The organism is Aurantimonas litoralis (assembly GCF_026153195.1).
In the GTDB taxonomy this organism is placed as follows: domain Bacteria; phylum Pseudomonadota; class Alphaproteobacteria; order Rhizobiales; family Rhizobiaceae; genus Aurantimonas; species Aurantimonas coralicida.
The window spans coordinates 233,415-256,865 of sequence record NZ_JAPFBM010000004.1; the positions used below are offsets into that span (position 1 = coordinate 233,415).

A 23,451-nucleotide genomic window follows, 5' to 3' on the forward strand; every position below is an offset into this window, starting at 1 on the left:
GGGGAGATCCCGAAAACAGTGGAGGCAGCGATGCAGGATCAGATCCCGGCCAGAAGCGAAGACATTTCGTCGGACAGGGGCGGCCTGCCGGGCGTTCCGGCGGCGGCAGCGTCAACCGACGTGCCGCCTGCCCGCGACGGCGTTCCGCCGGTCGACACGCGGCTCGGCTGCCGTCTCGCGCGGGAGATCGCCAGCACCTTTCTCGACGTGCCGGTCTGCGACATCGACCGGCCGACCCGGGCCATCGCGCCGATCTGCGAAGCGCGCCATGTGGCGATGTATCTCGCCCATGTGGTCTTCCAGATTCCGCTGACCGGCATGGCCGGGCCGTTCGGCCGCGACCGCACGACGATCGCCTATGCGGTGCGGCGGATCGAGGATCGGCGGGACGATGCCGAATTCGACGCGGTGATCGAACGGCTGGAGCGGCTGGGAACGGCGATCCGGGCGGCACTCGCGCGTAGCGGTGGACGCGGAGAGGCAGCGTGAGGGCGGGGTTCAACGACGACGAATCGCCGCTTGCGCGCCTCGCCAAACGCAGGGGCCGGGACGGCGCGGCGTTCCTGACGGCGGAGGAGGTGGAGGCCGGCGAGCGGTTGCGCGGCCATTTCACCCGGGGCCAGCTCATGCCCGGCATCAGTCAGCGTTGGGACGCGCAGCCGCGCGGGCAAGGCAGCCGCGGTGGCGGCGATGTCTCGGATTCGGCGATCGACGCGCGGCGGCGGGTGGATGCGGCGATCGCGGCGGTCGGGCCGGAACTCTCCGGCGTGCTGCTCGACTTCTGCTGTTTCCTGAAGGGGCTGGAGACGATCGAGCGGGAGCGGCAATGGCCGGTTCGCTCCGCCAAGCTCCTGCTGAAGGCCGGGCTCGGCGTTCTGGCGCGCCATTACGGGCTGGATCGGCAGACGGGCCACCGCGAGGGGCGCATTCGCCGGTGGGGGACCGCCGATTCGCGCCCGACGATCGGCGGGGCGCGAGGTGACGGCGGTCAGCCGGCGGAAGGCTGACGCATGCGGGGCCGAAGCCGGCAGCGCGGCCGCAGCAGGGTGCCGTCCGCGACGGCAGACGCCTCAGGCGGCGGCGAGGGCCTGCCGGGCGTCGTCCTTGATCCGCGCGACCATGGAGCGCAGGCCGTTGGAGCGCTGCGGGCTAAGGTGATCCTTGAGGCCCAGACGCAGGAAGGTCGCCTCGGCATCCGCCTCGAGGATCTCCGGCGCGGTCTTGCCGGAAAACAAGGCGAGCGCCACGGCGACGAGACCGCGAACGATATGGGCGTCGGAATCGCCCAGGAAGGTCAGGTGCGGAGGATTGGCCGTGTCGGATTCGCTGACCAGCCAGACCTGGCTGGCGCAGCCGCGCACCTTGCTCTCCTCGGTCTGGGAGCCTTCGGGCATCGGCGGCAGGGCGCGGCCGAGCTCGATCAGGTAACGGTACCGGTCTTCCCAGTCGTCGAGATATTCGAAATCCGCCGTGATGTCTTCGATCGTCTGCATTCCGCCTCCGGTCTGGCCCGATACGGCCGTGGGACCGCTCTGGTCGCGATATAAGGTCAGCGGGCGGCGATGTCAGGCCCGGCCGGGGATGCGATCTCGGTGGAAGGTGTCAGGCGCGCGGCGCGGGCTGCGGGATCGGCAGGCGGGCCGGCGTCGTGGCGGCGGGCACGGCGGCGTCGGGACGCGGCTGGCTGGCAACCGTCCGGGTCTCCTCCAGCGCCGGCATGGCGAATGTGCCGGCGGCCGGCGTTGCAGTGCGGCCGGGCGTTGCGGGGCGGGCGAGTTCGAGGACCTGCGCCACGGCGCCGGTGACGATGTCGTCCTGGCGGCTGCTTGCAGGGATCGCGCCGGCCGGAACGGGGTGCTGCGGCGCGGGCGTCTTTACGGCGGCGATGTCGGTGGTCGCCGGCTCGCCGGCCTGACCCTGGATCGTGCGATAGGCGAGGGCGAAGCCGTCGCCGATCCGGTCGCCGGCGAACTGCACCAGATCGCCACCGGCCGAGCAGGCGGCGGGCGCCCGGTCGCAGAAGCCCCAGATGTCGGCAATGGCGGCCTGGGCCCCCATCATGGCGGTGAAGGGATCGATGCCGGTCGCCGCGTCGTCGCCGTCGTTCTGGCCGCTGGGCAGGAACAGGGCGACGAGGCCGAGCAGGAAGGCCGATCTGATGATGAAGCGGATCATTTCAATCCCCGAAATGGCAGAGCATGCATCCGGTCCTGGTCGACCGGTCGTTCGATAAGCGCCACCATGCCATGGCCGTTCCAAGGGGACGTTGAAACTGCGACGCGTAGTTGATTCAAATTGTCCGTTTTCCACCGCCGCTTCGGATCGGATGGCCGGCGATGCGGGCATCGGGCGGCGCAAGGAAGCGTTAACCATAAGCGAAGACGGACGATGTCCGAATCTGCGCTGCGCCGGGTATCCGACGGCAACGCCAACGGGAAAAGCCGTGGTTTATGGCTTCCTTAAACCGTCGGTCGCATTATCACGGTCGACCGCCGCCGGACCTCGAATTGTCCTCGACGCCCGGCGGCCTGAATGTGAGTGCGAGTTCTTGTATGACCGAGGCGTTGGACGAGCGACAGACAGGAACACCGGCCGGTGGTGCGCTGTCTCTCATCGGCGAACGGCTCGATGTTCTCGTTCCGAACTCCGTCAGCGACGCGGGTGAGCGCCGGGTGCAGGCGCTGGCGATCGGCGGCCTGATCGGCGCCGGTCTGCTCGCCGCGATTGCATCGCCCATCCTGGCGCTGCTCCAGTCCGGCATTCTCGCCGTGGCCGCGCCGCTGATCGTCGCCGGCATGGCGCTGGCGGCCGCGGCCTATCTGTCGTCCACCGGCGCCATCGACCATGCGACCTGGCTGGGCGGCACGCTCGTCGCCGGCCTGATCGGCTGGGGCGCGCTGTTCGCGCAATCCTCTTCGGCCGCCTGGCTGATCCTGCTGGCGATCCTGCCGGCCGAACTGCTGATCGCCGGCCGTCGCGGACTGGCTGCGGCGCTGGCCGGGTCGACCCTGGTCTTTGCCGCCTGCCTTCTCGCCGTCGGCCCGCCGGTCTTCACCGCCGGTCTCGACCCCGCCTCGGCCGCCCTGATCCTGTGCTATGGCGCGACGCTCGTCCTCCGGCTGGCCCGGCGTTCGACCGGCTCCACCACCGCCACGGTCACGACCTCGGATGTTGCCGTTGCCGGTCCGTCGATCGACGACGCGGCCGCCCTGCTGGATGCGGCGCTGATCTCGCTCGACGCCCGCGGCATGGTGACGGCGGTGTCGCCCGCCGCGCTGACCGGCATCGGACAGGAGCGCGACGCCGTGACCGGCCGCAGCCTCGTCGACCTCGTCCATGTCGGCGACCGCGTGGTGTTCCTGCAGGCGCTGGCGGATGCGCGGCGCACGAAGCAGGTCGTCATTGCGGCAGCGCGCTTGCGCCGCGGCGACGGGACCTATCATCCGGCAGGCCTGCGTCTTCGCGGCTGCGCCGAGACCGGTGCCGTGCATGTGGCCGTCGCGGTCGCGGCGCATGCGGCGGGCGAATCGGCGGACCTGCAGACGGCGCTCGACGCGGCCAATCAATCGTCGGCGGCCAAGAGCCAGTTCCTGGCGGCGGTCAGCCACGAATTGCGCACGCCGCTCAACGCGATCATCGGCTTCTCGGACATTCTCGACCAGGAATTCTTCGGGGGCTTCGAGAGCGATCGCCAGAAGGAATATGTCGGGCTGATCCGCCAGTCGGGCCAGCACCTCCTGTCGGTGGTCAACAGCCTGCTCGACGTGTCCAAGATCGAGGCCGGCCGCTACGAGCTGGTGCCGGAAGCCTTTGGCCTCGGCGAGGCGATGGACCTGGCGGTGGACGTCGTGCGCGAGGAAGCGCGGCGCAAGGATCTGCGCCTCGACGTGCGGCCCGGCTGCCGCGACGAGGAGATCACCGCCGACCGGCGCGCCTGCCACCAGATCCTCCTGAACCTTCTGTCGAACGCGCTGAAATTCACCGAGGTCGGCGTAGTGACGCTGGAAAGCCGGCGGGTCGGCCCGATGGTCGAGTTCTCGGTCAGCGACACCGGCATCGGCATTGCCGAAAGCGATATCGAGCGCCTGGGCCGGCCCTTTGTGCAGGTCTCGTCCGGCACCACGCGGCGCTACCAGGGCACCGGCCTCGGCCTGTCGCTGGTCAAGGGACTGGCCGAACTGCATGGCGGCGACATGACGATCCGCAGCCAGCCGGGCGTCGGCACCATGGTGACGGTCCGCCTGCCGGCGGTCTATGTCGAAGGTGCCGAATCCACACCAAACCTCAAGGAAAATGTCGTAGCTCTGAGCGATGCCCGCACCCAAACGAATCTCCCCCCGCAGACCCTCGAAGCGCGCCGCTCGGCCTAGCATGGGCACGACGCTTCTGGCCCTGACCCGTCGCGGCGCGGCGGGAGTGGCGCGTGCGCTCGCACGCCGTCCGGCGCTGTCGGCGGGCCTGACCGGGTTCGCCATCCTGTTCGGCGGCGTGGCGATCAACGCCATGCACCAGCCGGGACCGCATCCGAGCCCGTTCCTGGCGACGCGCGAGCCGGGCGAGGGCGGCGGCACGCGCGTGGCCGGCAACAACCCGGCGCTGATGCCGGTGCCGCTGGTGCGCGAGGTGCAGACGGCACTGGCCGAGGCGGGCATCTACGAGGCGCCGGTGGACGGCCGCCCGGGGCCGGCGACGGACACTGCGATCCGCACGTTCCAGAGCCGCCACGGCCTGCCGACGGATGGCGCGGCGACGCCGCTGCTGCTGTCGCAGATCCGGCAGGTGACGGCGCAGGCGCCGAACCCGTCGCCGCGGCCGAACGCCATCGCCAGCATCGAGGAGCGGATGCGGGGCATTCCGCGGAACGTGCCCGACAATTCCACCGACGCGCCCGACGACGCCCTGCAGGCCGAGATCGGCAAGCTCAGCGACAGCGAGCTGGTGCGCCGGATCCAGGCCGGGCTGACCTCGGCGCAGGTCGCCGAACTCTCGGCCGACGGCATTCCCGGCGAGCGCACCCGCGAGGCGATCCGCACCTTCGAGGCGCTGGAAGGGCTGGAAGTCACCGGTGCGCCGGACCCGCGGATCCTGGAGCGGCTGATCGAGATCGGCGCGATCCAGTGAGCGGTCGCGCGCGCCGATGCGGATAACCAGCGAACTCCATGTCGCGCAGCTCGTGCGCCGGCTGTTCTCGGCCGGCGACTTCGCCGTCGTCGCCCGCCGCGGCGCCGATCAGGCCGGCGCGATCTTCATCGTGGCCCGGCAGCCGGGCGGGGCGTTTCAGCTGTACGGGCCGGCGCCGCAGAGCCTGAGCGAGGAGAGCGGCGAGCGCCGCTTCGTTCTCGAACCGGCGACGGACGAGGCGGCGCTGGAAGCGCGGCTGGCCCGCGAAGCCCGCTTCGACCCGGATTTCTGGGTGGTGGAAATCGAGACCCGCGACCCCGAAGCCTTCATCGAGCTGGCCACGGAATAGCGCGGCGGCCGATCGGCCTCAGCGCTTGCCGATGGAGCGTTCGACAGCCGGCGGCAGCGTGCGGCGGCCGAAGCTGCGCCGCGGCGCACCGGCGACCGGACGGATCACCAGATCGGCCGATTGCGGCTGCAGCGCCGGCGCGTCGACCATTATGCGGGCCCTCGCGAGGCCAAGGCGCGACCGGCAGTCGTCGACGTCCAGCCCGCGATAGATCGTCTTCATCGCCTCGAAGGCCGCGACATCGGCCCCGATGCGGGGCTTGACCAGCATGATCGCGGTGAGGGCATCGGTCGGGCTGGCCCGCAGCACCTTCAAGGCACGACCAAGCCATTCGCCGCTGGCATCGTCGGCGATGGTCGCAAGGGTCGCGGCGTCGAGGGTCAGCATGCGGCCGAGGCCGGCATAGAAGCGTTCGATCCGTCCGGCGCGAGCTTCCGTGACGAGGCCGGAGATCGAGGTCGCAAGCGGTGCCTCGGCTGCCTGGGGCGCGGCCGGTGTCGCCGGTGCACGGCCGGGGCGGGCAAGCCGGAACAGCTCGGCACGGGCGGCTGCGGCGGCATCCGGGCGGACGGGCGAGGAGGCGGAGGGCTGGGCCGCGACGGGCGCGGTCGCCGGCTTTGCCGGGGCGGCGGGAATTGCGCTCGGGGCCGAAGCGGCGGGGACCGCATTGGCGGCCTCGCGCTCGGCGAGAATGGCGTGGAGGGCAGCGTCCGGGCGCTGGGCCAGCGCCTCCAGATGCCGGCTCTCGAGGCACGGGCTGGCGCGCAGGAACGGCGCCGCGATCTCGAGCGGAGCGCTGCAGATGCGGTCGACGATGCCGACGGGCAGGTTGGGCGCGGAGGCGAGGGACTGGGCGAGCGTGCGCTGGGTGTCGGCACCGAGCTGCGGCCAGGCCGAAGCGACCAGGTCGCCGAACTCGCGCAGCTGCCGTTTGCCGGGCGCGGCCTGGGTCAGGAAGCTCATGGTCGCGGCCGTCACGATGGTGTCGAATCCGCCGCGCCGGATGTCCTTTTCGAGGGAACGGTAGATGCGCGGCAGGACGTCCTTCATGGGGCTCCCGTATGGTTGACCTTTGGTTTCGCCGGGAGGAAGGATTAGCTAAGAAACATTAGCAAGCTGTTAACTGTCGTAGGGTCTGCTGCCCTGCGGACGGCGCGAATGACGAATGCGCCGGTATCAGGACCATCCGGATCATGGTCGATGCGCGATGGTCAGCCCCTGGGTCGACAGCGCCAGATACTGGATGTTGCCGTGCTCCATTGGACGAGGAATCGTACCATGGCAGTCATTGTGAACCTGAACAGCAAGTCGGACAGATATCAGCGGGCGCGGCCGGCCGCGCCGGGCGGCCGCACGACGGCGGAGATCATTCTCCTGCCCTGCGTGCGCCGGGAAGCGATTCCGGAGCGGGCCGGCAAGGGCGCCGTCGTGATGAAACGGCAGGCCTGATCGCAGCGGTCCGGCGTCGGTCGATCGTCCTTCCCCAGCGAGCGGTGCCGGGCGGCATGCCGCCCCATGCGGCGTTCCCGGGCGAGCGAGGGGGACGGCGATCAGCCGTCGCGGTTGGCGGCGGGCTGATTGGCGGTGACCGGCCCGAGCGGGCGGCAGGCCAGCGAACCGATGAATTCCTCGACGGCGGGGCGCTTGCTCTCCTCGTCCACCAGCACGCGGATGGTCATGTAGCCTTCGCTGAGATCGACCTCGACCGGGATGGTGGTGTCGTCGCCGCTGTCGATGTCGGCATTGGCATCGACGATCTGTTCGCGGGTGCCGACCAGAAGGTCGAAGATGCCGTCGACGGCGGAGCGATCGTTGATGCTGTAGAGATTGTCGCCGTTGCGATCGTAGATCGAGGCCGACCAGAAGGTGGTGGGGCCGTAGCTGGCGATCATCCGCACCGGGCCGTCGGCCAGCGAGAAGCGGCAGCTGGCATTGACGAAGGCGGGATCGACGAAGGCGAAGTCGTGGCGATCGGAGCCGGGCGTCGCGGCAATGGTGTCGGGCCCGGCGCTGCGCAGCGCCTCCACGCGGACGGTCTCGTTGAGCGGTCCGAGCCGGGCGAAGCGGCCCCAGGCATTGTTCTCGGCCAGATGCGGCATGGCGAAGATCACCACGATATGGACGAGCGCGGCACCGATGAGGCCGACGACGATGGCGTAGAGCAGCCTAGCGATCATAGCAGGTCTCGAGGGTGATGCTGGGCAGGGCGAGGCTGTCGACGCCGGTGGAGGCGCTGGCGGGCGTGTCGTAGAGCGCCAAGGCGAGGGTGAAGGGACCGGTGCCGGAGGTCGCCAGCCAGTTGCCCGAGCGGGCCGAGGGGCCGAGGGCGATGGCGAAGGAATTGTCTTCCTCGCGCATCAGGCTGTTGGAGGTGAGCCAGCCATTGCGCCCGGCCGCCGGCGCGATGAGCCGGCCTTCCGGGGTGAAGGGCACCAGCGTCCAGATGCGGGCCGGCGGGGTCTGGCCGGCAAGGCGGTAATTGCACTGGCGGCGCAGCGGGTTGCCGGCGCCGTCCTGGTCGGCGGTGAAGAGGATGCCTTCGCCGATGCCGAGCGTCAGATTGCCGAGGCGGGCGAGCCGGGCCTTGGAATAGGGATCGGCGTCCGGCGCGCCGGCAAAGGGATTGGCCTGCCACGGGCCGACCGACACGGTGCCGATCTCGGTCGAGCGTTGCAGCGCCCAGTCGGCGGACCAGCCGCCGAGGCCGAGGGCGATCGACAGGGCAATGAGGACGAGAAGCGCAAGACGCATGGGCGGTCAGATCCGGGGAGGCCGATGGCGGTCTAGCGCTGCGTGGCGGCGGGGGCGCCGGACGCGCTGGCGGCGGCGAGCTGCTCGGGTTCGAGCGGCGGCAGGGCTTCCAGCCGCTCGACGATGTCGTCGAGAACCGCCTGGGCGGCGCGCGACAGCATCTGCGGCCCCTCGGGCGGCGGCGCCTCGCCATCGCTGGTGGCGACCTCGCGCTTTTCGGCCGGGAAGGGATCGTCGATGAACGGGATCGGCTTCAGCTCGATATTCTTGTGGGCCGTCTCCATGAAGCGCTGCCAGGTCATGGCCGGGAGCGAGCCGCCGGTGAGGTTGCGGGTCGGGCGGAAGCTGTCATTGCCGTACCACACGGCGGCGGTGAAATTGCCGGTGTAGCCGACGAACCAGCCGTCGCGGTAGCTCTGGGTGGTGCCGGTCTTGCCGGCGACGCGGGTCATGGAGAGCTGGGAGCGGCGCGCGGTGCCGCGCTCGGAGACGGCGACGAGCATCTCGTTCATGGATTTGGTCGCGTCCTCGGTGAGGATGCGCTTGCGCGGCGGCATGTCGCGGCGGGCATCCCAGATCGTCTGACCGGAGGCGTCCATCAGCTGCATGATGGCATGGCGGTGGGAATCCATGCCGCCATTGACGAAGACGCCATAGGCGGTCGCCTGGTCGAGGACGGTGACCTCGCTGGTGCCCAGCGCCATGGTCTTGTCGCCGCGCAGCGGGGATTCGACGCCCATCTCGCTGGCCAGCGCCGTGACATTGTCCATGCCGACCTTCTGGCTGAGCTTGACGGCGGGCACGTTGAGCGAGCGGGCCAGCGCATTGGCCAGCGTGACCCGGCCGGAGAAGGAGCGGCCGTAATTCTGCGGCGACCAGCGGCCGATGGTGATCGGGCTGTCGACGATGGTGTCGGACGGGGTCATGCCGGCCTGCATGGCGGCGGCATAGACGAAGACCTTGAAGGAAGAGCCCGGCTGGCGCAGCGCGTTGGTGGCGCGGTTGAACTGGGAGACGCCGTAGTCGCGGCCGCCGACGATGGCGCGCACGCCGCCATCCTCGCCGATGACGACCATGGCGCCCTGCTCGACGTCGTAATTCGTGCCGAACTGGCGCAGATGATACTCGACCGATTCATCGGCGAGCTGCTGCAGCCGCATGTCGATGGTGGTGCGGGCGAGGAAGCTGCGCTGCTTGAGGCCAGCCTCGCGGGCGAGGCGCTGCACCTCCTCAAAGGCGAAGTCGAGGAAATAGTCCGGCGACTGGGTGGAGGAGCGGTCGACGGCGACGGCCGGCTGGCGGCGGGAGGCGACGACCTGGCCCTCGGTGACGAAATTGGCCTGGACCATGTTGGTCAGGACCTCGTTGGCGCGGGCCCGCGCCGCCGGCAGGTTGATGTGCGGCGCATAGCGGGCCGGGGCCTTGAACAGGCCGGCCAGCATGGCCGACTCGGCCATGGAGACGTCGCGGATGTTCTTGTCGAAATAGAATTCCGCCGCGGCGGCCGCGCCGAAGGTGCCGCCGCCCATATAGGCGCGGTCGAGATACATGGCGAGGATCTCGCGCTTGGTCAGATGCGACTCCAGCCAGAGCGAGATGAAGGCTTCCTTGATCTTGCGATCGATGGTCCGCTCGTTGGACAGGAACAGGTTCTTGGCGAGCTGCTGGGTGAGGGTGGAGCCGCCCTGGACGACGCCGCCGGCGCGGGCGTTCTCGGACATGGCGCGGGCGAGGCCGAAGAAGTCGATGCCCCAATGCTCGAAGAAGCGCCGGTCCTCGGTGGCCAGCACCGCCTTGATGAAGGAATCCGGCATCTCGTCGATGGGCACGGCGGCGGCCCGCAGCACGCCGCGGCGGCCGATCTCGTCGCCATGGCGGTCGAGGAACTGGACGGAATAGTCGGTTTCCTGGGGCAGGCCCTTTGCCGTGACCTTCATCGCCGGCTGGGCCAGCGCCAGAAGCAGCACGAAGCCGGCCAGACCGAGGGTCAGGCCTTCGCCCATGACCTCGAACAGGAAGCGGTTGAAGCCCCGCACGCGGAACTTGCGGGAGAACACGGTGACGCCTTCCCACCACGCCGCGAAGGCATGGAAGGAGCGCCACAGGCTGGAGTCGATCCAGGCGTCGATCTCGATCAGTCGCGAGGGCTGCCTGCGCCGCCGGCGTTTTTCGGGAGTTTCGTCCAAGGTCAACCTGTCACTCTCGGCCGGACCCCGCGCCCGCGACGCATCTGCGGCCGCGACGCGACGTCCCTTCATCAGGAAGTGCTTGTACCCTATACGTCGAGATCATGAAAAAGTCGCGAGGAAGTGCAGACATTTCAACCATGCGTGATTCCGGCAACAAGCCCTTCTGGCAGGCCAAGAGCCTCGAGGAGATGACCCCCCACGAGTGGGAGTCGCTCTGCGACGGCTGCGGGCGCTGCTGTCTCAACAAGCTGGAGGATTGGGACACGGGCGAGATCGCCTGGACCAATGTCGGCTGCCAGCTCTTGGACGGCGAAAGCTGCCGCTGCCGCGACTACGACAACCGGCAGGCGACGGTGCCCGACTGCGTGTCGCTGGATGTGGCGACGGTGCGCTCGATCGGCTGGCTGCCGCCGAGCTGCGCCTACCGGCTGGTGGCCGAGGGCAGCGATCTCTACTGGTGGCACCACCTCGTTTCGGGCGATCCCGACACGGTGCACCAGGCCGGCGTCTCGGTGCGCGGCCGCACGGTCAGCGAGGCCGGCATGGCGCTGGAGGATTACGAGGATCATCTGGCGGCCTGGCCGGGCGAGAACCCGATGGACGATGCCGCTTAGGGGGGCATGAAAGGGCTAGGAAAAAAGTCCTTGACGGCGTGACGGTGGTCGGGTAGTGTTCATATACAGTCGAGAAATTGCGGGCGGCGGGGTTTGGCTCCGGCGCCCTTTTTGTTGGCCGATGTGGCCGGCGACATGCTTGGGGGCAGGCGCAGCATGGCGGAGCTGTTGTCGGAGCGCCTGTTCGTGCTGCTGCGACGCGAGGTCGAGACGCTGCAGGCCGAGTTTTCGGACAATATTCCTTTATCGCGGGCGGCCGGCGCGGCGCGGGCCCAAGCCGCCAGGACGGCGACCGCCAACGGGGCGAAGCGGCGGGCGCCGGCGAAGGCTGGTGGTGAGGCCGCGCCGGCGCCGCGTCGGGCGAGCGCCAAGGAGCGGGTCGAGAGCATCGGCCAGGCGGCGCGCACCCTGGAAAAGCTCCTGGAACTGAAGCGGCTGGAACGGCTGGCGGTGGAAGGCGGCGACGCGGATGCGGCGGAGACGGCCCGGCTGCGCGACGAGTTTCTGTCGCGGCTGCGCAGCCTCGATGCGCGGCGGCGCGAGGGGGCGACCTTGTTCGATGCCGACGGCGCTTATGCGGGCGATCCGCGGCCGGTGGAGGACGGGCCGGCGGGGCCTTCCGCGCCGACGGACAGCGCATGACCGGCGGGCGGCGGGCTGGCGCGACAAGCGAGGGCGGCGGCGGCGATGAAGGTGCCGATGGCGGGTCGGACCGTGCGGGTTTGGCGCGGGGCGCGGGCGTAGCGGCCAGGATCGACGCGAGCGAGGCGTCGGGCGGCGATGGCGGCGCTGGCGCTGCGGGCGGGGGCGAAAACGGTTCGGAGGTCGAAGGCGCTGCGGCAGGGGACGACGCGGCGCTGCCGCTGCTGTCGGAGGCGGAATACGAGGCGGAAGTGGCCGCGTTGTCGGGCGAGTATCCGGGACCGGTGCTGGCGAGCGCGTCGCCGCACTGGCTGCGGCTGGCGCGGCGCTCGCAATTGCCGCCGCCGGGCCACTGGCGGCAATGGCTGCTGATCGGCGGGCGCGGCTCGGGCAAGACCCGGGCCGGCGCCGAATGGGTGCGGGCGATGGCGGCGGGGGCACCGCCGATCGCCGCGCGCCCGCATGGCCGGATCGCGCTGATCGCCGAAACCCTGGGCGATGCGCGCGAGGTGATGATCGCCGGCGAAAGCGGGATCGTGGCGGCCTCGGTGGAGGGGCGGCCGGTCTATGAGGTGAGCCGGCGGCGGCTGGTGTTTCCGAACGGGGCGATCGCGCAGGTGTTCTCGTCGGAGGACCCGGACGCGCTGCGCGGCTACCAGTTCGATGCGGCCTGGGGCGACGAATTCGCCAAATGGGTACATGGCGAAGCGTGCTTCGACAATCTGCAGTTCGGTCTGCGCCTGGGGGTGCGGCCGCGGGCGCTGTTCACCACGACGCCGCGGCCGATCCCGCTGTTGAAGCAGTTGATGGCGGATGCCGGGACGGCGACGACGCACATGCGCACGGCGGAGAACGCGGCGAATCTGGCGCCGGGATTCCTGGCGGCGATGGAGGCCCGCTACGGCGGGTCGCGGCTCGGCCGGCAGGAACTGGAAGGGTTGATGCTGGAGGCGCGCGAGGACGCGCTGTTCGACGTGGCGGCGATCGACAGGGCGCGGGTGCGCGTGGCGCCGGAGCTGCGGCGGGTGGTGGTGGCGGTGGATCCGCCGGCGACGGCGACGACGCGCTCGGACGCCTGCGGCATCGTGGCGGCGGGCCATGCGGCGGACGGCACGATCTATGTGCTGGCCGATGCGAGCCGGCGCGGGGCCAAGCCGCATCAATGGGCGGGCGCCGCGGTGGCGCTGTTCGAACGGCTGGAGGCGGACCGGATCGTCGCCGAGGTGAACCAGGGCGGCGACATGGTGGAGGCGGTGATCCGCGCCTGCGCGCCGAGCGTGCCGTTTCGCGCCGTGCGGGCGTCGCGGGGCAAATGGCTGCGGGCCGAGCCGGTGGCGGCGCTCTACGAGCAGGGCCGGGTGCGCCATGCGGGGCGGTTTCCGGAACTGGAAGACGAGATGGCCGATTTCGGCCCGGACGGCCTGAGCGGCGGGCGCTCGCCGGACCGGCTGGACGCGCTGGTCTGGGCGGTGACGGCGCTGACCGGCCCGGTGCGCGACCCGCGGGTGCGCGGGCTTTGAGGGCTATATGGCGTCAGCAGGTGTTATTAGGTGCAACATATTCTTGTTTCGACCGTTGCTCGTCCACACATTGTCAATACGGTTGAGCCTATGCTAGGGGAACCGTCGACGAGGTATCGAGACGACGATACCGGATCGGTCATGGAGGACCGAAAATGACTGCTTTGAAAAAAGAAAACAATCTCAACGTTCGGATCAAGAGCGACGAACTGGCCTTGATCAAGCGCGCGGCAGAAACGTGCGGCAAGAGCCTGTCGAGTTTTGTCATCGAGGCTGCGACGTTCAGCGCGCAGAAGGAACTCATGGACCAGCGGTTCCTGCATCTCGATGCGGCGCTCTTCGACTCGATCGCGGAGACGATTTCCCAGCCGGCGAAGGTACATCCGGAACTGGCCTCCCTGCTTCGGAACGGTAGCCAGTGGGCGACTTCCGAGCATTAGGGCTTTTCGCCCCCGAGCCACTGACCGACAGCCACGACTTTTCGGATTTCCGATGCGGAAAGCCGAGCCTCGACGAATGGCTGTCGGACATGGCGCTCCATAATCAGAGCGCGAACTACACGCGGACCTTCGTGGTGCGCGACGCGAACATGCATGTGCGGGCCTATTACGCGCTGTGCGCGGGGATGATCCTGCGCAAGGACGTGCCGCGTTCGCAGCGGCCGCACGGCACACCGAGCGAAATTCCGATCGCGCTTCTCGCCCGGCTGGCGGTGCATGAGGATCTGCACGGACACGGCATCGGGAAGGCGCTTCTGGCCAATGCGCTGCGCAATGCTGCTTCGGCGTCGCAGGCGGTGGCGTTTCGCGCGGTCGTGGTGGACGCGCTCGATGAAGAGGCAGCGCAATTCTACCAGAATCTGGGGTTTCAGCCGACCAAGATCAGTCCGTTGAAGCTGATCATGGCCACGCAGGATATCCTGGCGTCGATGGCCGACTGAAGGCAGGCGAAGTGTCGCCCCTATCCGAGTTCTGTGACCCCGCTCCGGCGGGGTTTTTGTTGTCAGCATGGCGCCTGGCGCGCCGTGATCGACGCTGCGGAGACCATCATGAGCTTGAAGACACGGATCGCCGACTGGCTTGGTGGCGGGAGCGGGGCGCGTGCGGCAGCGGCACCGGGGGAGCGCAAGGGCGTGGGGTCTGCCGGCGGGGCGCTGGTGTTTTCCGGCGGCGGCGATCCGGGCGGATGGAGCGAGCGCGGCTATGAGGGGCTGGCGCGTGCGGGCTTCATGCAGAACCCGGTGGTCTACCGCTCGGTCCGGCTGATCGCCGAGACCGCGGCGGCGATCCCGATGCTGCTCTACGAGGGCAGCCGAGAGGTCACGGCGCATCCGATCCTCGACCTCCTGCGCCGGCCGAACCCGGCCAGCGATGGCCAGAGCCTGACCGAGACCCTGTGCGGGCATCTGCTCCTGTCGGGCAACGCCTATCTGGAGGCGACCGGCATCGACGGGCAGATCCGGGCGCTGCATGCGCTGCGGCCGGACCGGGTGCGGATCGTCGAGGGCAGCGACGGCTGGCCGGAGGCCTATGAATATCGCGCCGGCCACGCGGTGCGCCGGATCGCCGCCGAGGGGAATGGCGAGCGTCCGGCGACGCTCCTGCATGTGCGGCTGTTCCATCCGTTGGCCGAAACGGCGGGCTACTCCCCGCTGGCGGCGGCGCAGACGGCGCTCGATTTGCACAATGCGGCGTCGCGCTGGAACAAGGCACTGCTCGACAATTCGGCTCGGCCGTCCGGCGCGCTGGTCTATCAGCCGGCCGACGGCGGCAACCTGGCGCCCGAGCAGTTCGACCGGCTGAAGGCCGAGCTCGAAAGCGGCTATGCCGGGGCGGCCCGGGCCGGGCGGCCGATGCTGCTGGAAGGCGGGCTCGACTGGAAGGCGATGGCGCTGTCGCCCAAGGACATGGATTTCATCGAGGCACGCAACGGTGCGGCGCGGGACATCGCGCTGGCCTTCGGCGTGCCGCCGATGCTGCTGGGGATCCCCGGCGACCTGACCGATGCGAATTATGCCGAGGCCAACCGCGCCTTCTTCCGCCTGACGGTGCTGCCCTTGGCGGGACGCCTGGCCGGGGCGATCGGCGACTGGCTGGGCGGTCATTTCGGCGCGCCCGACCTGCGGCTGGCGCAGGATCTCGACTGGGTCGAGGGGCTGAGCGCCGAGCGCGAGGCGCTGTGGGCGCGGGTCGGGACGGCGGACTTCCTGTCGCGCTCGGAAAAGCGCGAGGCGGTGGGCTACGGCGCCGAGGGGTGAGGCGTCCGAGAGCAATCGCGACACTTGGTCAAGACCTCGCTAACCACCGGGCGAGGTAAGCCCGTGGAAACCATGCGGCCATCCTTCTCGTGCCTGTCTGTAGCTGCAGTGTCGCGGCTTCGATGAATGCGAGAGGAGCCCGCCGTGAAAGACGACGATGGCGCCATTGGCTGCGCCAGGGCCGGGCTGATCCTGCTGCTCGTGTGCCTGCTGTTCTGGGGCATCGTGTTCTGGTGGATCTCCTGATCGCGCCCGACGGCTGATGGGGCCGCGCGGTTTTCCCGCGTGGCCCGCCGCCTGGGTGGGCGCTGTTGCTGTGTGGCCGAAACCGGCGTCCGGCGGTTCGGGAAACACCCGAAACGTCTTCTGCAATCGACAGACATGACATGTGCCGGGGTCCGTGAGAGCGGGCCGGCCGGCGCGCGACCATCCCATGGAGGTGCCGATGAACGTCGAACCCGTGTCCGTTCTGGCGCTCTGGGCGTCGAAGATCCTCGGCGCGGCGGCCGGGTCGGCGATCTCGGTCGCCTATCTTTTGCCGAAGGGGCGGCGCGAGGCGGCGTCGCGCTTCCTGATCGGCATGGTGACCGGCGTGGTGTTCGGCCCGCCGGCCGGGCTGATGCTGGCCGAGCATCTCGACCTCGGCCAGACCCTGAGCGCCATGGAGCTGGCGCTGATGGGGTCGGCCTCGGCGAGCTTGTGCGCCTGGTGGGCGCTGGGCGTGTTGTCGCGCTTTGCCGACGGGCTGTTCCGCGGCGGCGAGAACCGGCCGTGGAGGAAGCGATGACCGGCGGGCTGCGCGCCCGCACGGCGCCGGGCGTGACCGAGGACGGGGCGATCCGCGGCTATGCGGCGATCTTCGGCGAGACCGATCTCGCCGGCGACGTCATCGAGCCGGGGGCCTTTGCCGCCTCGGTCCTGCGCCGCGGCATGGCCGGCATCGCCATGCTCTGGCAGCACGATCCCGGCCGGCCCGTGGGGCGCTGGCACCATGTGCGCGAGGATCGCACCGGCCTCTATGTCGAGGGCGTCCTGGCGCTGGCGACGGCGGCCGGGCGCGAGGCGGCCGGGCTGATCGCGGCGGGGGCGCTGGACGGCCTGTCCATCGGCTTTCGCACCAGGCTCGCGCGCCGCGGCGCCGGCACGGCCCGGCGGCGGCTGGTGACCATCGATCTGTGGGAGGTCTCGCTGGTGACCTTCCCGATGCAGGAGCGGGCCCGCCTGTTCGCCGGCGTGGCCAGCGCGGCCGATCTGGCCGTACCGCGGCGCGCCCGGACCGCGACCGGCTTTGGCGCCTGACATCTGAACTCTTCTGAAGCGAAACGGAGAATCCGCATGAGCGACCATTCCCATCCGTCCCTCGAGACCAAGGCGCATGCGCCGGAGGCCGGAGCGGCCTTTCACGAGTTCATGCAGGCCTTCGAGAGCTTTCGTGAGGCCAATGACGAGCGCCTGGGCGAGATAGAGAAACGCATGAGCGCCGACGTCCTGACCGAGGAGAAGGTCGACAGGATTTCCAAGAGCCTCGACGAACAGGAGCGGCGTGTCGAGCGGCTGATCCTGAAGGAGGCGCGGCCGGCCCTTGGCGGGGGCGAACGCCGGCCGGCCGCGGGGCCGAGCGAGCATCGCAGCGCCTTCGAGCGCTATGTGCGCGGCGGCGACGAGCAGGGACTGCGGCGGCTCGAGGAAAAGGCGATGTCGAGCCTGACCGGCGCCGATGGCGGCTTCCTGGTGCCGGACGAAACCGAGACCGAGATCGGCCGGCGGCTTGCGGCGATCTCGCCGATCCGCGCCATCGCGACGGTGCGCATGGTCTCGGCCGCCGTCCTGAAGAAGCCCTTCGCGATCGACGGCGCGCAGACCGGCTGGGTGGGCGAGGCCGATGCCCGGCCGCAGACCACCGCACCGCAGCTCGCCGAACTCGCCTTTCCGACGATGGAACTCTACGCCATGCCGGCGGCGACCAACGCGCTGCTCGACGATGCGGCGGTGGATATCGATCGCTGGATCGGCGACGAGGTCGAGCAGGCCTTCGCGGCGCAGGAGGGCGCGGCCTTCGTCAATGGCGACGGCGTGGCCAAGCCGAAGGGCTTCATGACCTATCCGACGGTGGACGAGGGCGCCTGGGCCTGGGGCTCGGTGGGCACGGTGGCGACCGGCGCCGACGGCGGCTTTGCGCCGGGCGAGGCGGCCGACAGCCTGCTCGACCTCGTCTATGCGCTGAAGGCCGGCTACCGGCAGAACGCCAGCTTCGTGATGAACCGCCGCACCCAGGCGAGCGTGCGCAAGCTGAAGGATGGCGACGGCAACTATCTGTGGCAGCCGCCGGCCAGCGCCGGGGCGCGGGCGACGCTGATGGGCTTTCCGACGGTCGAGGCCGAGGACATGCCGGATATCGCCGCGGACGCGAAGGCGATCGCCTTCGGCGATTTCGGCCGCTTCTACCTGGTCGTCGACCGGCAGGGCGTGCGGGTCCTGCGCGATCCCTATTCGGCCAAGCCCTACGTCCTCTTCTACACGACCAAGCGGGTCGGCGGCGGCATCCAGGACTTCGACGCCGCCAAGTTCCTCGACTTCGCCGCCTGACGGGCGGCTGAGCGGCGAGACGGATGACGGCCGGGCGGATGCCCGGCCGTTTGCTTTGGCGGAGGGACGGATGACGATCATCGATCTGGGGCTCGGCGAGGCCGAGGAGCCGGCAAGCGTGGCCGAGGCGAAGGCCTGGGCACGGATCGACCGGGACGACGAGGACGGACTGATCGCTGCGCTGATCCGCGCGGCGCGCGAGTCCATCGAGGCGATGGCCGGGCTGGTCCTGGTGCAGCGGTCCTTCCGGCTGGCGCTCGATCCGGTGCCGGCCGACGGCTGGGTGGAGATCGCCCGCCGGCCGCTGGGGGCGATCACCGGCGTGACCGCCTACGCGTCGGGCGGCGTGCCGGTGATGTTCGACGCCGGCGAGGCCATCGTCGAGCGGGCGCTGGGGGTGGAGGCGATCCGGGTGTCGCCGGGCGTGCGGACGGCAGCGGTGAACGGCGTCGAGGTGGAGTTCGAGGCGGGGTTTGCGGCTGGCAAGGTGCCGGAGAACCTGCGGACCGCGCTGCTGGTGATCGTGGCGGCATCCTACGAGATGCGGGCGGCGGTCGATCCCGGGCAGCAGCCGGCGGTGATGCCGGAGCTCGCACGGTCGCTGATCGCGCCCTATCGGCGGGTGCGGATCTGATGGCGCCGCTGTTCCTCGATCCGGGGCTGTTGCGCAAGCGCGCGGCGCTGCTGGCGCCCGAAGCAGAGCCGGACGGCGCCGGCGGCGCGGCAACGGTTTGGGCCGAGGTGCGGGAGCTGTCGGTGCATGTGGAGCCGGTGTCCGCGGCGGCACGCGAGCGGTTCGACCGCCACGAGGCAACGATCACGCATCGGGTGATCTGCCGTTCGAGCGAGGAGGTGGTGCGCGGGCGTGCCTTCGGCATCGGGACGCGGCGCCTCGTCATCGCCTCGGTGCATGATCCGGACGAGACGGGGCGCTTTCTGATGTGCCGGTGCGAGGAGGAGGCGTGATGCGGATTTCGGTGGAGATGCGGCGGCTGCGCAGCCGCCTGCCGCTCGAACGGCTGGTGCGCGCGGTTCGCAGCCCCGGTCGCTTGCGCTCGACCGTAGCGAAGGGGACCTGGCCGTCGACCTCGAACGTGCCGCGGCATCTCGGCACGCTGGATGATCGCGATACGGGGCCTGGCGACGATCCGCGCGATGCGCGGGGCTCGCCGGCGACGGTCTGATCTTGCGGGCGGGTGCGATCACTTGTGCGCGACGTGGAATAAGAGGTCGCAGTTCGTCTGGCGGACGCAAGGGCACGCCATATATCATCTTGTAGACATCCGTGAGCGAGGAGGATGACATGGCGCATCCCAGTGCCGAACTCCAGACGACGATCTTCGAGACGCTGACCGCCGACCCATCGCTGACATCTTTGTTGGGCGGGCCGAAAGTGTTCGACCGCAGACCCGAACATGCGAGCTTTCCCTATCTGACGCTCGGCCGCACGGCGGTGGTGGACTGGTCGACCGGGACCGAGGACGGCTCCGAGCACATCCTGACCCTGCATGTCTGGGCGAAGGGTGGCGGCAAGGCCGAGACCTACGAGATCATGGACAAGGTGGCCGGCCGGCTGAACGACGCGCATCTGCCGCTGGAGGGCCATCATCTGGTCAATCTGCAACTGCAATTCGCCGAGGCCCGGCAGGAACCGGACTCGGCCACCTATCACGGCATATTGCGGTTCCGGGCGGTAACCGAACCGCTGGCCTGACGGCCAGCCGGCGCGGGGCAAAGGTCCCGCGGACATCCAGGCGACATCGACACGGGCGGTCTTTCGGGGCCGCCCTTTTCTTTGGCCGGTGCCGACCGGCACCGGGGCGGAAAGGACAACGCGAATGGCCGCACAGAGAGGCAAGGACCTTCTCCTGAAGATGGACGAGAACCGGGACGGGAGTTTCGTCACCGTGGCGGGCCTGCGGACCCGGCGGATCGCCTTCAACGCCGAGACGGTGGACATCACCGACGCCGAGAGCGCCGGCCGCTGGCGCGAACTCCTGGGCGGGGCCGGGGTGCAGCGGGCATCGCTGTCGGGATCGGGCATCTTCAAGGATGCCGCCTCGGACGCCAGCCTGCGGCAGGTGTTCTTTGCCGGAGACGTCGTGCCGTATCAGGTGGCGATCCCGGAATTCGGCACGATTACCGGGCCGTTCCAGCTGACGGCGCTGGAGTATGCCGGCGAGCACAATGGCGAGATCACCTTCGAGGCGACGCTGGAATCGGCCGGCGCGCTGGTTTTCGCGGCGGTCTGACGATGGCGGTCAATCGCCATCGCGGCGAGGTGCCGGCGATCATCGACGGGCGCGAGCGCACGCTCTGCCTGACGCTGGGGGCGCTGGCCGAACTGGAGGACGCCTTCGCAGCGGACAGCCTGGCCGGGCTGGCGGAGCGCTTCGGCTCCGGCCGGCTGTCGGCGCGCGACCTGACGCGGATCCTGGCGGCGGGCCTGCGCGGCGGCGGCGCCGATGTCGGCGAGGCCGAAGTGGCGGCCATGCGGATCGACGGGGGGGCGGCGGGTGCCGCGACTGTTGCCGCGCAATTGCTGGCCGCGGCCTTCGGCACGCCGGGTGAGGAGACGGAGCCGGCTCCGCCAAACCCCTGAACGCCGTGCCGGATCGACCGGCGCCCGGCACGGCATTTCCCTGGACCGAGGCGATGCAGGCGGGGCTCGGCCTGTTGCGGCTGTCGCCGCGCACCTTCTGGGCCGCGACGCCGCGCGAGCTGGCGGCGGCGCTGGCGCCCTTCGGCACCGTTGCGGACGAGCCGCCTGCACGCGCCGCGCTGGTCGCCCTGATGCGGCGCTTTCCCGACCGGGATTCTTCGAACTGACGAGGTGACAGGATGGAGCCGGACGAGACCATGAACGTCGCGATCGTCGCCGATACCAGCGGGTTCGAGCAGGCGATGGGGGACTTGACGCAGCGCGCCAATTCCTTCGGCGCGGCGATCGCGTCGGCGATGAAGGGCGCGGTGACGGGCGGACGCTCGCTCGACGGCGTGCTGCGCCAGCTCGGCCAGCGGATCTCGACGATCGCGCTGGATGCGGCGCTGAAGCCGCTGACGGACCTGGCGTCGAACGTCGTCGGCAATGCGCTGGGCGGGCTCGGCGGCGGGGGCGGCGTGCGCGCCGCGACCGGCATCGTGCCCTTCGCCAAGGGCGGTGTGGTCGCCGCGCCGAGCTATTTTCCGACGGCCGGCAAATTGGGCCTGATGGGCGAGGCGGGGGCGGAGGCGATCCTGCCGCTGCAGCGCGGCGCCGACGGAACGCTGGGGGTGGCGAGCACCGGTGCGCCGGCCGGCCCGTCCATCGTGTTCAACGTGACGACGCCCGATGCGACGAGCTTCCGGCGGTCGGAGGCGCAGATCCAGGCGATGCTGGCGCGGGCCGCCAGCCGCGGCCGACGGGGATTGTGACCATGGCAATCGAAGCCTTCAGCGAGGCGCGGTTTCCGCTGCGCGTGTCCTTCGGGACCAGCGGAGGGCCGGAGCGGCGCACGGAGATCGTGCGGCTGTCGACCGGCTTCGAACATCGCAACCAGCGCCACCGCCATTCCGTGCGCCGCTACGATGCGGGGTCGGGCGTGCGCAGTCTCGCCGATCTGGTGGCGGTGCTGGATTTCTTCGAGGCGCGGCGGGGCCGGCTGACGGGGTTCCGCTTTCGCGACCCGCTGGACTGGCGTTCCTGCGCCTATGGGGGGAGCCCGAGCGCCCTCGATCAGGCGATCGGCGTGGGCGACGGGGTGACGACGGAGTTTGCGCTGGTGAAGCGCTATGGCCTGGGGGCGGACGCCTATGTCCGGCCGATCGCCAAGCCGGCCGGGGACACGGTCCGCGTCGCGGTGGACGGCAGCGAGGTCGCGGCGGGGATGGCCGTCGACCCGGCGACGGGGATCGTCACCTTCGCCACCCCGCCGGCCGAGGGCGCGGCGATCACCGCCGGCTACGATTTCGACGTGCCGGTGCGGTTCGACATGGACCAGCTGACCGTGAATGTCGCGGCCTTCGAGGCCGGAGAGATCCCGTCCATCCCGCTGATCGAGGTGCGCCCATGAGACAGATTCCCCCGGAACTGGCGGCGCATCTGCAGGGACCGCAGACGACGCTCGCCCATTGCTGGCGCCTGACCCGCCGGGACGGCGTTGTGCTGGGCTTCACCGATCACGATGCGGCGCTGGTTCTTGCGGGGACCCGCTTCGAGGCCGCGACGGGCCTGACCGGCAGCGAGGCCGAGGAGATGCTGGGGCTGGCGGCGGCCAGCCGCGAGGTCGAGGGAGCGCTGGATTCCGCTGCCATCGACGAGGCCGACATCCGGGCAGGGCGCTACGACGCGGCGCGGATCGAGACCTTCGTCGTCAACTGGCAGAGCCCGGAGGAACACGTCCTCGTCGATGTGGCGGAACTCGGCGAAGTGAAGCGCGGCGAGACCGGCTTTGCCGCCGAACTGCGCGGTGTCGCAGCACAGCTCGACCGGGTGCGGGGGCGGATCTACCGGCGGCGATGCGATGCGGTGTTCGGCGATGCGCGCTGCGGATTCGCGGCCTCGGCGGCGCCCTACACGATCGAGACGACTGTCGTGGGCGGCGAGGGATCGCGGATGGTCGTCGCCGGCACGCTCGGCGGTGCGCCGGCGCTGTTCCAGAACGGCCGGGTGACGGTGCTGGGCGGAATGGCCGAGGGGCTCGGGGCCGACATCGTCTCGGCCATGCCGGGCGGCGGCGGGACCGTGACGCTGGCGCTGGCGGAGGCGCCGGGGGCGACGCCGTCGCCGGGGGACCCGGTACGACTGGTGCAGGGATGCGACAAGCGCTTTGCCACCTGCCGCGACCGGTTCGGCAATGCGGCGAATTTTCGCGGCTTTCCGCACATGCCGGGCGGCGATGCGGCGCTGGCCATCGCCAAGAGCGACGGGCGCCATGATGGCGCGCCGGTGGTGCCATGAGCATGGTGGAAACAGGCGCGCGTGGTGTTGGTAGCGATGGCGGCAGGGCGGCCGCCGATGATGGTCTGCCGCTGGCGCTGATCGTGGCGCGCGGCTTCCTGGGGACGCCCTATCGCCATCAGGGCAGCCGGCGGGGCGTCGGCTGCGACTGCCTCGGCCTGTTGCGCGGTGTCTGGCGCGAGCTGCATGGCGCCGAGCCGGAGGATCCGGGACCCTACCGGGTCGACTGGGCGACGCGTTCGGGGCCGGACCGGCTACTGGAGGGCGCACGGCGACACCTGCGGGAGATCGCCCGCACCGATGCGCGGCCCGGCGACGTCCTCCTGTTTCGCTGGCGGGTCGGCGCGCCCGCCACCCATTGCGGCATCCTCGACGCGGGGGATCGTCTGATCCACGCCTATGAGGGCGCTTCGGTCGTTTCCTCGCCGATGCCGCATGCCTGGACGCGCTGCATTGCCGGCGCCTTTCGCTTTCCGGAGTAGA

The 23,451-nt window shown here is 70.2% G+C and carries 32 protein-coding genes; 26 read left to right on the top strand and 6 right to left on the bottom strand.

Features of this window, described 5'->3' with window-relative positions; translation table 11 throughout:
* The first annotated feature begins 30 nt into the window (after nt 1-30).
* Both N7I30_RS10895 and N7I30_RS10900 read left to right on the top strand, forming a co-directional pair.
* Nucleotides 31-489, top strand: a complete 459-nt coding sequence (locus tag N7I30_RS10895; RefSeq protein WP_498638751.1) for a helix-turn-helix domain-containing protein — start codon at nt 31-33, stop codon at nt 487-489.
* Entirely contained in the window at nt 486-1,007 is a 522-nt protein-coding gene (locus tag N7I30_RS10900) for a DUF6456 domain-containing protein (protein ID WP_498638754.1), read from the top strand. Before N7I30_RS10895 ends, N7I30_RS10900 begins: the two co-directional genes overlap by 4 nt.
* Before the next feature lie 63 nt (nt 1,008-1,070).
* Here the strand turns inward: N7I30_RS10900 and N7I30_RS10905 are convergent, their stop codons facing one another.
* The gene (locus N7I30_RS10905) at nt 1,071-1,493 is read right to left on the bottom strand and encodes a SufE family protein (RefSeq protein WP_009208881.1); all 423 of its coding nucleotides are present in this window, start codon (nt 1,491-1,493) and stop codon (nt 1,071-1,073) included.
* A 109-nt stretch (nt 1,494-1,602) separates the two neighbouring features.
* Nucleotides 1,603-2,175, bottom strand: coding sequence for a DUF5330 domain-containing protein (locus tag N7I30_RS10910; protein ID WP_498638761.1), 573 nt, complete (start codon nt 2,173-2,175; stop codon nt 1,603-1,605).
* Nucleotides 2,176-2,552: 377 nt separating this feature from the next.
* On the opposite strand from N7I30_RS10910, the gene N7I30_RS10915 reads away from it, so the two are divergent.
* From N7I30_RS10915 to N7I30_RS10925, 3 genes are read left to right on the top strand one after another with little or no spacing between them, the layout of a single operon-like run.
* The gene (locus N7I30_RS10915) at nt 2,553-4,370 is read left to right on the top strand and encodes a sensor histidine kinase (protein ID WP_498638763.1); all 1,818 of its coding nucleotides are present in this window, start codon (nt 2,553-2,555) and stop codon (nt 4,368-4,370) included.
* A gap of 1 nt (nt 4,371) precedes the next feature.
* On the top strand, nt 4,372-5,121 hold the full coding sequence (locus N7I30_RS10920) for a peptidoglycan-binding domain-containing protein (RefSeq protein ID WP_498638765.1): 750 nt from the start codon (nt 4,372-4,374) through the stop codon (nt 5,119-5,121).
* A 16-nt stretch (nt 5,122-5,137) separates the two neighbouring features.
* Nucleotides 5,138-5,470, top strand: coding sequence for a DUF1491 family protein (locus tag N7I30_RS10925; RefSeq protein ID WP_498638767.1), 333 nt, complete (start codon nt 5,138-5,140; stop codon nt 5,468-5,470).
* An 18-nt stretch (nt 5,471-5,488) separates the two neighbouring features.
* Here the strand turns inward: N7I30_RS10925 and N7I30_RS10930 are convergent, their stop codons facing one another.
* Nucleotides 5,489-6,520: a hypothetical protein gene (locus tag N7I30_RS10930; RefSeq protein ID WP_498638769.1), complete on the bottom strand. Its 1,032-nt coding sequence runs from the start codon at nt 6,518-6,520 to the stop codon at nt 5,489-5,491.
* A gap of 228 nt (nt 6,521-6,748) precedes the next feature.
* Between N7I30_RS10930 and N7I30_RS10935 the strand changes: the two genes are divergently transcribed.
* On the top strand, nt 6,749-6,919 hold the full coding sequence (locus N7I30_RS10935) for a hypothetical protein (RefSeq protein WP_498638772.1): 171 nt from the start codon (nt 6,749-6,751) through the stop codon (nt 6,917-6,919).
* A gap of 101 nt (nt 6,920-7,020) precedes the next feature.
* On the opposite strand, the gene N7I30_RS10940 is transcribed toward N7I30_RS10935, so the two are convergent.
* From N7I30_RS10940 to N7I30_RS10950, 3 genes are read right to left on the bottom strand one after another with little or no spacing between them, the layout of a single operon-like run.
* Nucleotides 7,021-7,647, bottom strand: coding sequence for a DUF1254 domain-containing protein (locus N7I30_RS10940; RefSeq protein WP_498638774.1), 627 nt, complete (start codon nt 7,645-7,647; stop codon nt 7,021-7,023).
* Nucleotides 7,637-8,221 (bottom strand): DUF1214 domain-containing protein, encoded by a 585-nt coding sequence (locus tag N7I30_RS10945; RefSeq protein WP_498638775.1) that lies wholly within the window; start codon nt 8,219-8,221, stop codon nt 7,637-7,639. The genes N7I30_RS10940 and N7I30_RS10945 overlap by 11 nt, the downstream gene beginning before the upstream one ends.
* A 32-nt stretch (nt 8,222-8,253) precedes the next feature.
* Nucleotides 8,254-10,407: a transglycosylase domain-containing protein gene (locus N7I30_RS10950; protein ID WP_024348741.1), complete on the bottom strand. Its 2,154-nt coding sequence runs from the start codon at nt 10,405-10,407 to the stop codon at nt 8,254-8,256.
* A 140-nt stretch (nt 10,408-10,547) separates the two neighbouring features.
* Between N7I30_RS10950 and N7I30_RS10955 the strand changes: the two genes are divergently transcribed.
* From N7I30_RS10955 to N7I30_RS11050, 20 genes are all read left to right on the top strand, one after another.
* Complete coding sequence (locus tag N7I30_RS10955; RefSeq protein WP_024348740.1) at nt 10,548-11,024, top strand: YcgN family cysteine cluster protein; 477 nt, start codon at nt 10,548-10,550, stop codon at nt 11,022-11,024.
* 114 nt (nt 11,025-11,138) lie between these two features.
* Nucleotides 11,139-11,666: a hypothetical protein gene (locus tag N7I30_RS10960; RefSeq protein ID WP_498638777.1), complete on the top strand. Its 528-nt coding sequence runs from the start codon at nt 11,139-11,141 to the stop codon at nt 11,664-11,666.
* Nucleotides 11,663-13,186 carry a DNA-packaging protein gene (locus N7I30_RS10965; protein ID WP_498638779.1) on the top strand — a complete coding sequence of 508 codons (1,524 nt, stop codon included), beginning with the start codon at nt 11,663-11,665 and terminating at the stop codon, nt 13,184-13,186. Before N7I30_RS10960 ends, N7I30_RS10965 begins: the two co-directional genes overlap by 4 nt.
* A 155-nt stretch (nt 13,187-13,341) precedes the next feature.
* Nucleotides 13,342-13,626 carry a type II toxin-antitoxin system TacA family antitoxin gene (locus tag N7I30_RS10970; RefSeq protein ID WP_498638781.1) on the top strand — a complete coding sequence of 95 codons (285 nt, stop codon included), beginning with the start codon at nt 13,342-13,344 and terminating at the stop codon, nt 13,624-13,626.
* 134 nt (nt 13,627-13,760) lie between these two features.
* Entirely contained in the window at nt 13,761-14,126 is a 366-nt protein-coding gene (locus N7I30_RS10975; protein ID WP_498638783.1) for a GNAT family N-acetyltransferase, read from the top strand.
* A gap of 108 nt (nt 14,127-14,234) precedes the next feature.
* A complete protein-coding gene (locus tag N7I30_RS10980) occupies nt 14,235-15,443 on the top strand; it encodes a phage portal protein (protein ID WP_498638785.1) in 1,209 nt (402 codons plus the stop codon).
* A 445-nt stretch (nt 15,444-15,888) separates the two neighbouring features.
* On the top strand, nt 15,889-16,230 hold the full coding sequence (locus N7I30_RS10985; RefSeq protein WP_230789922.1) for a DUF6107 family protein: 342 nt from the start codon (nt 15,889-15,891) through the stop codon (nt 16,228-16,230).
* Entirely contained in the window at nt 16,227-16,742 is a 516-nt protein-coding gene (locus tag N7I30_RS10990) for an HK97 family phage prohead protease (protein ID WP_498638788.1), read from the top strand. The genes N7I30_RS10985 and N7I30_RS10990 overlap by 4 nt, the downstream gene beginning before the upstream one ends.
* A 36-nt stretch (nt 16,743-16,778) precedes the next feature.
* A complete protein-coding gene (locus N7I30_RS10995; protein WP_498638790.1) occupies nt 16,779-18,029 on the top strand; it encodes a phage major capsid protein in 1,251 nt (416 codons plus the stop codon).
* A gap of 70 nt (nt 18,030-18,099) precedes the next feature.
* On the top strand, nt 18,100-18,663 hold the full coding sequence (locus N7I30_RS11000; protein WP_498638792.1) for a head-tail connector protein: 564 nt from the start codon (nt 18,100-18,102) through the stop codon (nt 18,661-18,663).
* Entirely contained in the window at nt 18,663-18,995 is a 333-nt protein-coding gene (locus N7I30_RS11005) for a phage head closure protein (protein WP_498638794.1), read from the top strand. Before N7I30_RS11000 ends, N7I30_RS11005 begins: the two co-directional genes overlap by 1 nt.
* The gene (locus N7I30_RS11010; RefSeq protein ID WP_498638796.1) at nt 18,995-19,213 is read left to right on the top strand and encodes a hypothetical protein; all 219 of its coding nucleotides are present in this window, start codon (nt 18,995-18,997) and stop codon (nt 19,211-19,213) included. Before N7I30_RS11005 ends, N7I30_RS11010 begins: the two co-directional genes overlap by 1 nt.
* Nucleotides 19,214-19,332: 119 nt before the next feature.
* Nucleotides 19,333-19,743: a DUF3168 domain-containing protein gene (locus tag N7I30_RS11015; protein ID WP_024348730.1), complete on the top strand. Its 411-nt coding sequence runs from the start codon at nt 19,333-19,335 to the stop codon at nt 19,741-19,743.
* Nucleotides 19,744-19,867: 124 nt separating this feature from the next.
* Nucleotides 19,868-20,281, top strand: a complete 414-nt coding sequence (locus tag N7I30_RS11020) for a phage major tail protein, TP901-1 family (protein WP_498638798.1) — start codon at nt 19,868-19,870, stop codon at nt 20,279-20,281.
* 2 nt (nt 20,282-20,283) lie between these two features.
* Complete coding sequence (locus N7I30_RS11025) at nt 20,284-20,631, top strand: gene transfer agent family protein (protein WP_498638800.1); 348 nt, start codon at nt 20,284-20,286, stop codon at nt 20,629-20,631.
* A 5-nt stretch (nt 20,632-20,636) separates the two neighbouring features.
* Nucleotides 20,637-20,858: a rcc01693 family protein gene (locus N7I30_RS11030; protein ID WP_498638802.1), complete on the top strand. Its 222-nt coding sequence runs from the start codon at nt 20,637-20,639 to the stop codon at nt 20,856-20,858.
* A 30-nt stretch (nt 20,859-20,888) separates the two neighbouring features.
* Nucleotides 20,889-21,443 carry a phage tail tape measure protein gene (locus N7I30_RS11035; protein WP_498638804.1) on the top strand — a complete coding sequence of 185 codons (555 nt, stop codon included), beginning with the start codon at nt 20,889-20,891 and terminating at the stop codon, nt 21,441-21,443.
* A 2-nt stretch (nt 21,444-21,445) separates the two neighbouring features.
* Nucleotides 21,446-22,081, top strand: a complete 636-nt coding sequence (locus N7I30_RS11040; protein WP_498638806.1) for a phage distal tail protein, Rcc01695 family — start codon at nt 21,446-21,448, stop codon at nt 22,079-22,081.
* On the top strand, nt 22,078-22,968 hold the full coding sequence (locus N7I30_RS11045) for a phage/gene transfer agent baseplate hub protein (protein ID WP_498638808.1): 891 nt from the start codon (nt 22,078-22,080) through the stop codon (nt 22,966-22,968). The genes N7I30_RS11040 and N7I30_RS11045 overlap by 4 nt, the downstream gene beginning before the upstream one ends.
* Nucleotides 22,965-23,450: an NlpC/P60 family protein gene (locus N7I30_RS11050; RefSeq protein WP_498638810.1), complete on the top strand. Its 486-nt coding sequence runs from the start codon at nt 22,965-22,967 to the stop codon at nt 23,448-23,450. Before N7I30_RS11045 ends, N7I30_RS11050 begins: the two co-directional genes overlap by 4 nt.
* The last annotated feature ends 1 nt before the right edge of the window (nt 23,451 follow it).

What these genes read in the sequence shown, in the direction of transcription:
- N7I30_RS10895 (WP_498638751.1), top strand. Translation starts at nt 31, where the DNA reads ATGCAGGATCAGATCCCGGCCAGAAGCGAAGACATTTCGTCGGACAGG.
- N7I30_RS10905 (WP_009208881.1), bottom strand. Translation starts at nt 1,493, where the DNA reads ATGCAGACGATCGAAGACATCACGGCGGATTTCGAATATCTCGACGAC.
- N7I30_RS10910 (WP_498638761.1), bottom strand. Translation starts at nt 2,175, where the DNA reads ATGATCCGCTTCATCATCAGATCGGCCTTCCTGCTCGGCCTCGTCGCC.
- N7I30_RS10915 (WP_498638763.1), top strand. Translation starts at nt 2,553, where the DNA reads ATGACCGAGGCGTTGGACGAGCGACAGACAGGAACACCGGCCGGTGGT.
- N7I30_RS10920 (WP_498638765.1), top strand. Translation starts at nt 4,372, where the DNA reads ATGGGCACGACGCTTCTGGCCCTGACCCGTCGCGGCGCGGCGGGAGTG.
- N7I30_RS10925 (WP_498638767.1), top strand. Translation starts at nt 5,138, where the DNA reads ATGCGGATAACCAGCGAACTCCATGTCGCGCAGCTCGTGCGCCGGCTG.
- N7I30_RS10930 (WP_498638769.1), bottom strand. Translation starts at nt 6,520, where the DNA reads ATGAAGGACGTCCTGCCGCGCATCTACCGTTCCCTCGAAAAGGACATC.
- N7I30_RS10935 (WP_498638772.1), top strand. Translation starts at nt 6,749, where the DNA reads ATGGCAGTCATTGTGAACCTGAACAGCAAGTCGGACAGATATCAGCGG.
- N7I30_RS10940 (WP_498638774.1), bottom strand. Translation starts at nt 7,647, where the DNA reads ATGATCGCTAGGCTGCTCTACGCCATCGTCGTCGGCCTCATCGGTGCC.
- N7I30_RS10945 (WP_498638775.1), bottom strand. Translation starts at nt 8,221, where the DNA reads ATGCGTCTTGCGCTTCTCGTCCTCATTGCCCTGTCGATCGCCCTCGGC.
- N7I30_RS10955 (WP_024348740.1), top strand. Translation starts at nt 10,548, where the DNA reads ATGCGTGATTCCGGCAACAAGCCCTTCTGGCAGGCCAAGAGCCTCGAG.
- N7I30_RS10965 (WP_498638779.1), top strand. Translation starts at nt 11,663, where the DNA reads ATGACCGGCGGGCGGCGGGCTGGCGCGACAAGCGAGGGCGGCGGCGGC.
- N7I30_RS10970 (WP_498638781.1), top strand. Translation starts at nt 13,342, where the DNA reads ATGACTGCTTTGAAAAAAGAAAACAATCTCAACGTTCGGATCAAGAGC.
- N7I30_RS10980 (WP_498638785.1), top strand. Translation starts at nt 14,235, where the DNA reads ATGAGCTTGAAGACACGGATCGCCGACTGGCTTGGTGGCGGGAGCGGG.
- N7I30_RS10985 (WP_230789922.1), top strand. Translation starts at nt 15,889, where the DNA reads ATGAACGTCGAACCCGTGTCCGTTCTGGCGCTCTGGGCGTCGAAGATC.
- N7I30_RS10990 (WP_498638788.1), top strand. Translation starts at nt 16,227, where the DNA reads ATGACCGGCGGGCTGCGCGCCCGCACGGCGCCGGGCGTGACCGAGGAC.
- N7I30_RS10995 (WP_498638790.1), top strand. Translation starts at nt 16,779, where the DNA reads ATGAGCGACCATTCCCATCCGTCCCTCGAGACCAAGGCGCATGCGCCG.
- N7I30_RS11000 (WP_498638792.1), top strand. Translation starts at nt 18,100, where the DNA reads ATGACGATCATCGATCTGGGGCTCGGCGAGGCCGAGGAGCCGGCAAGC.
- N7I30_RS11005 (WP_498638794.1), top strand. Translation starts at nt 18,663, where the DNA reads ATGGCGCCGCTGTTCCTCGATCCGGGGCTGTTGCGCAAGCGCGCGGCG.
- N7I30_RS11010 (WP_498638796.1), top strand. Translation starts at nt 18,995, where the DNA reads ATGCGGATTTCGGTGGAGATGCGGCGGCTGCGCAGCCGCCTGCCGCTC.
- N7I30_RS11015 (WP_024348730.1), top strand. Translation starts at nt 19,333, where the DNA reads ATGGCGCATCCCAGTGCCGAACTCCAGACGACGATCTTCGAGACGCTG.
- N7I30_RS11020 (WP_498638798.1), top strand. Translation starts at nt 19,868, where the DNA reads ATGGCCGCACAGAGAGGCAAGGACCTTCTCCTGAAGATGGACGAGAAC.
- N7I30_RS11025 (WP_498638800.1), top strand. Translation starts at nt 20,284, where the DNA reads ATGGCGGTCAATCGCCATCGCGGCGAGGTGCCGGCGATCATCGACGGG.
- N7I30_RS11035 (WP_498638804.1), top strand. Translation starts at nt 20,889, where the DNA reads ATGAACGTCGCGATCGTCGCCGATACCAGCGGGTTCGAGCAGGCGATG.
- N7I30_RS11040 (WP_498638806.1), top strand. Translation starts at nt 21,446, where the DNA reads ATGGCAATCGAAGCCTTCAGCGAGGCGCGGTTTCCGCTGCGCGTGTCC.
- N7I30_RS11045 (WP_498638808.1), top strand. Translation starts at nt 22,078, where the DNA reads ATGAGACAGATTCCCCCGGAACTGGCGGCGCATCTGCAGGGACCGCAG.
- N7I30_RS11050 (WP_498638810.1), top strand. Translation starts at nt 22,965, where the DNA reads ATGAGCATGGTGGAAACAGGCGCGCGTGGTGTTGGTAGCGATGGCGGC.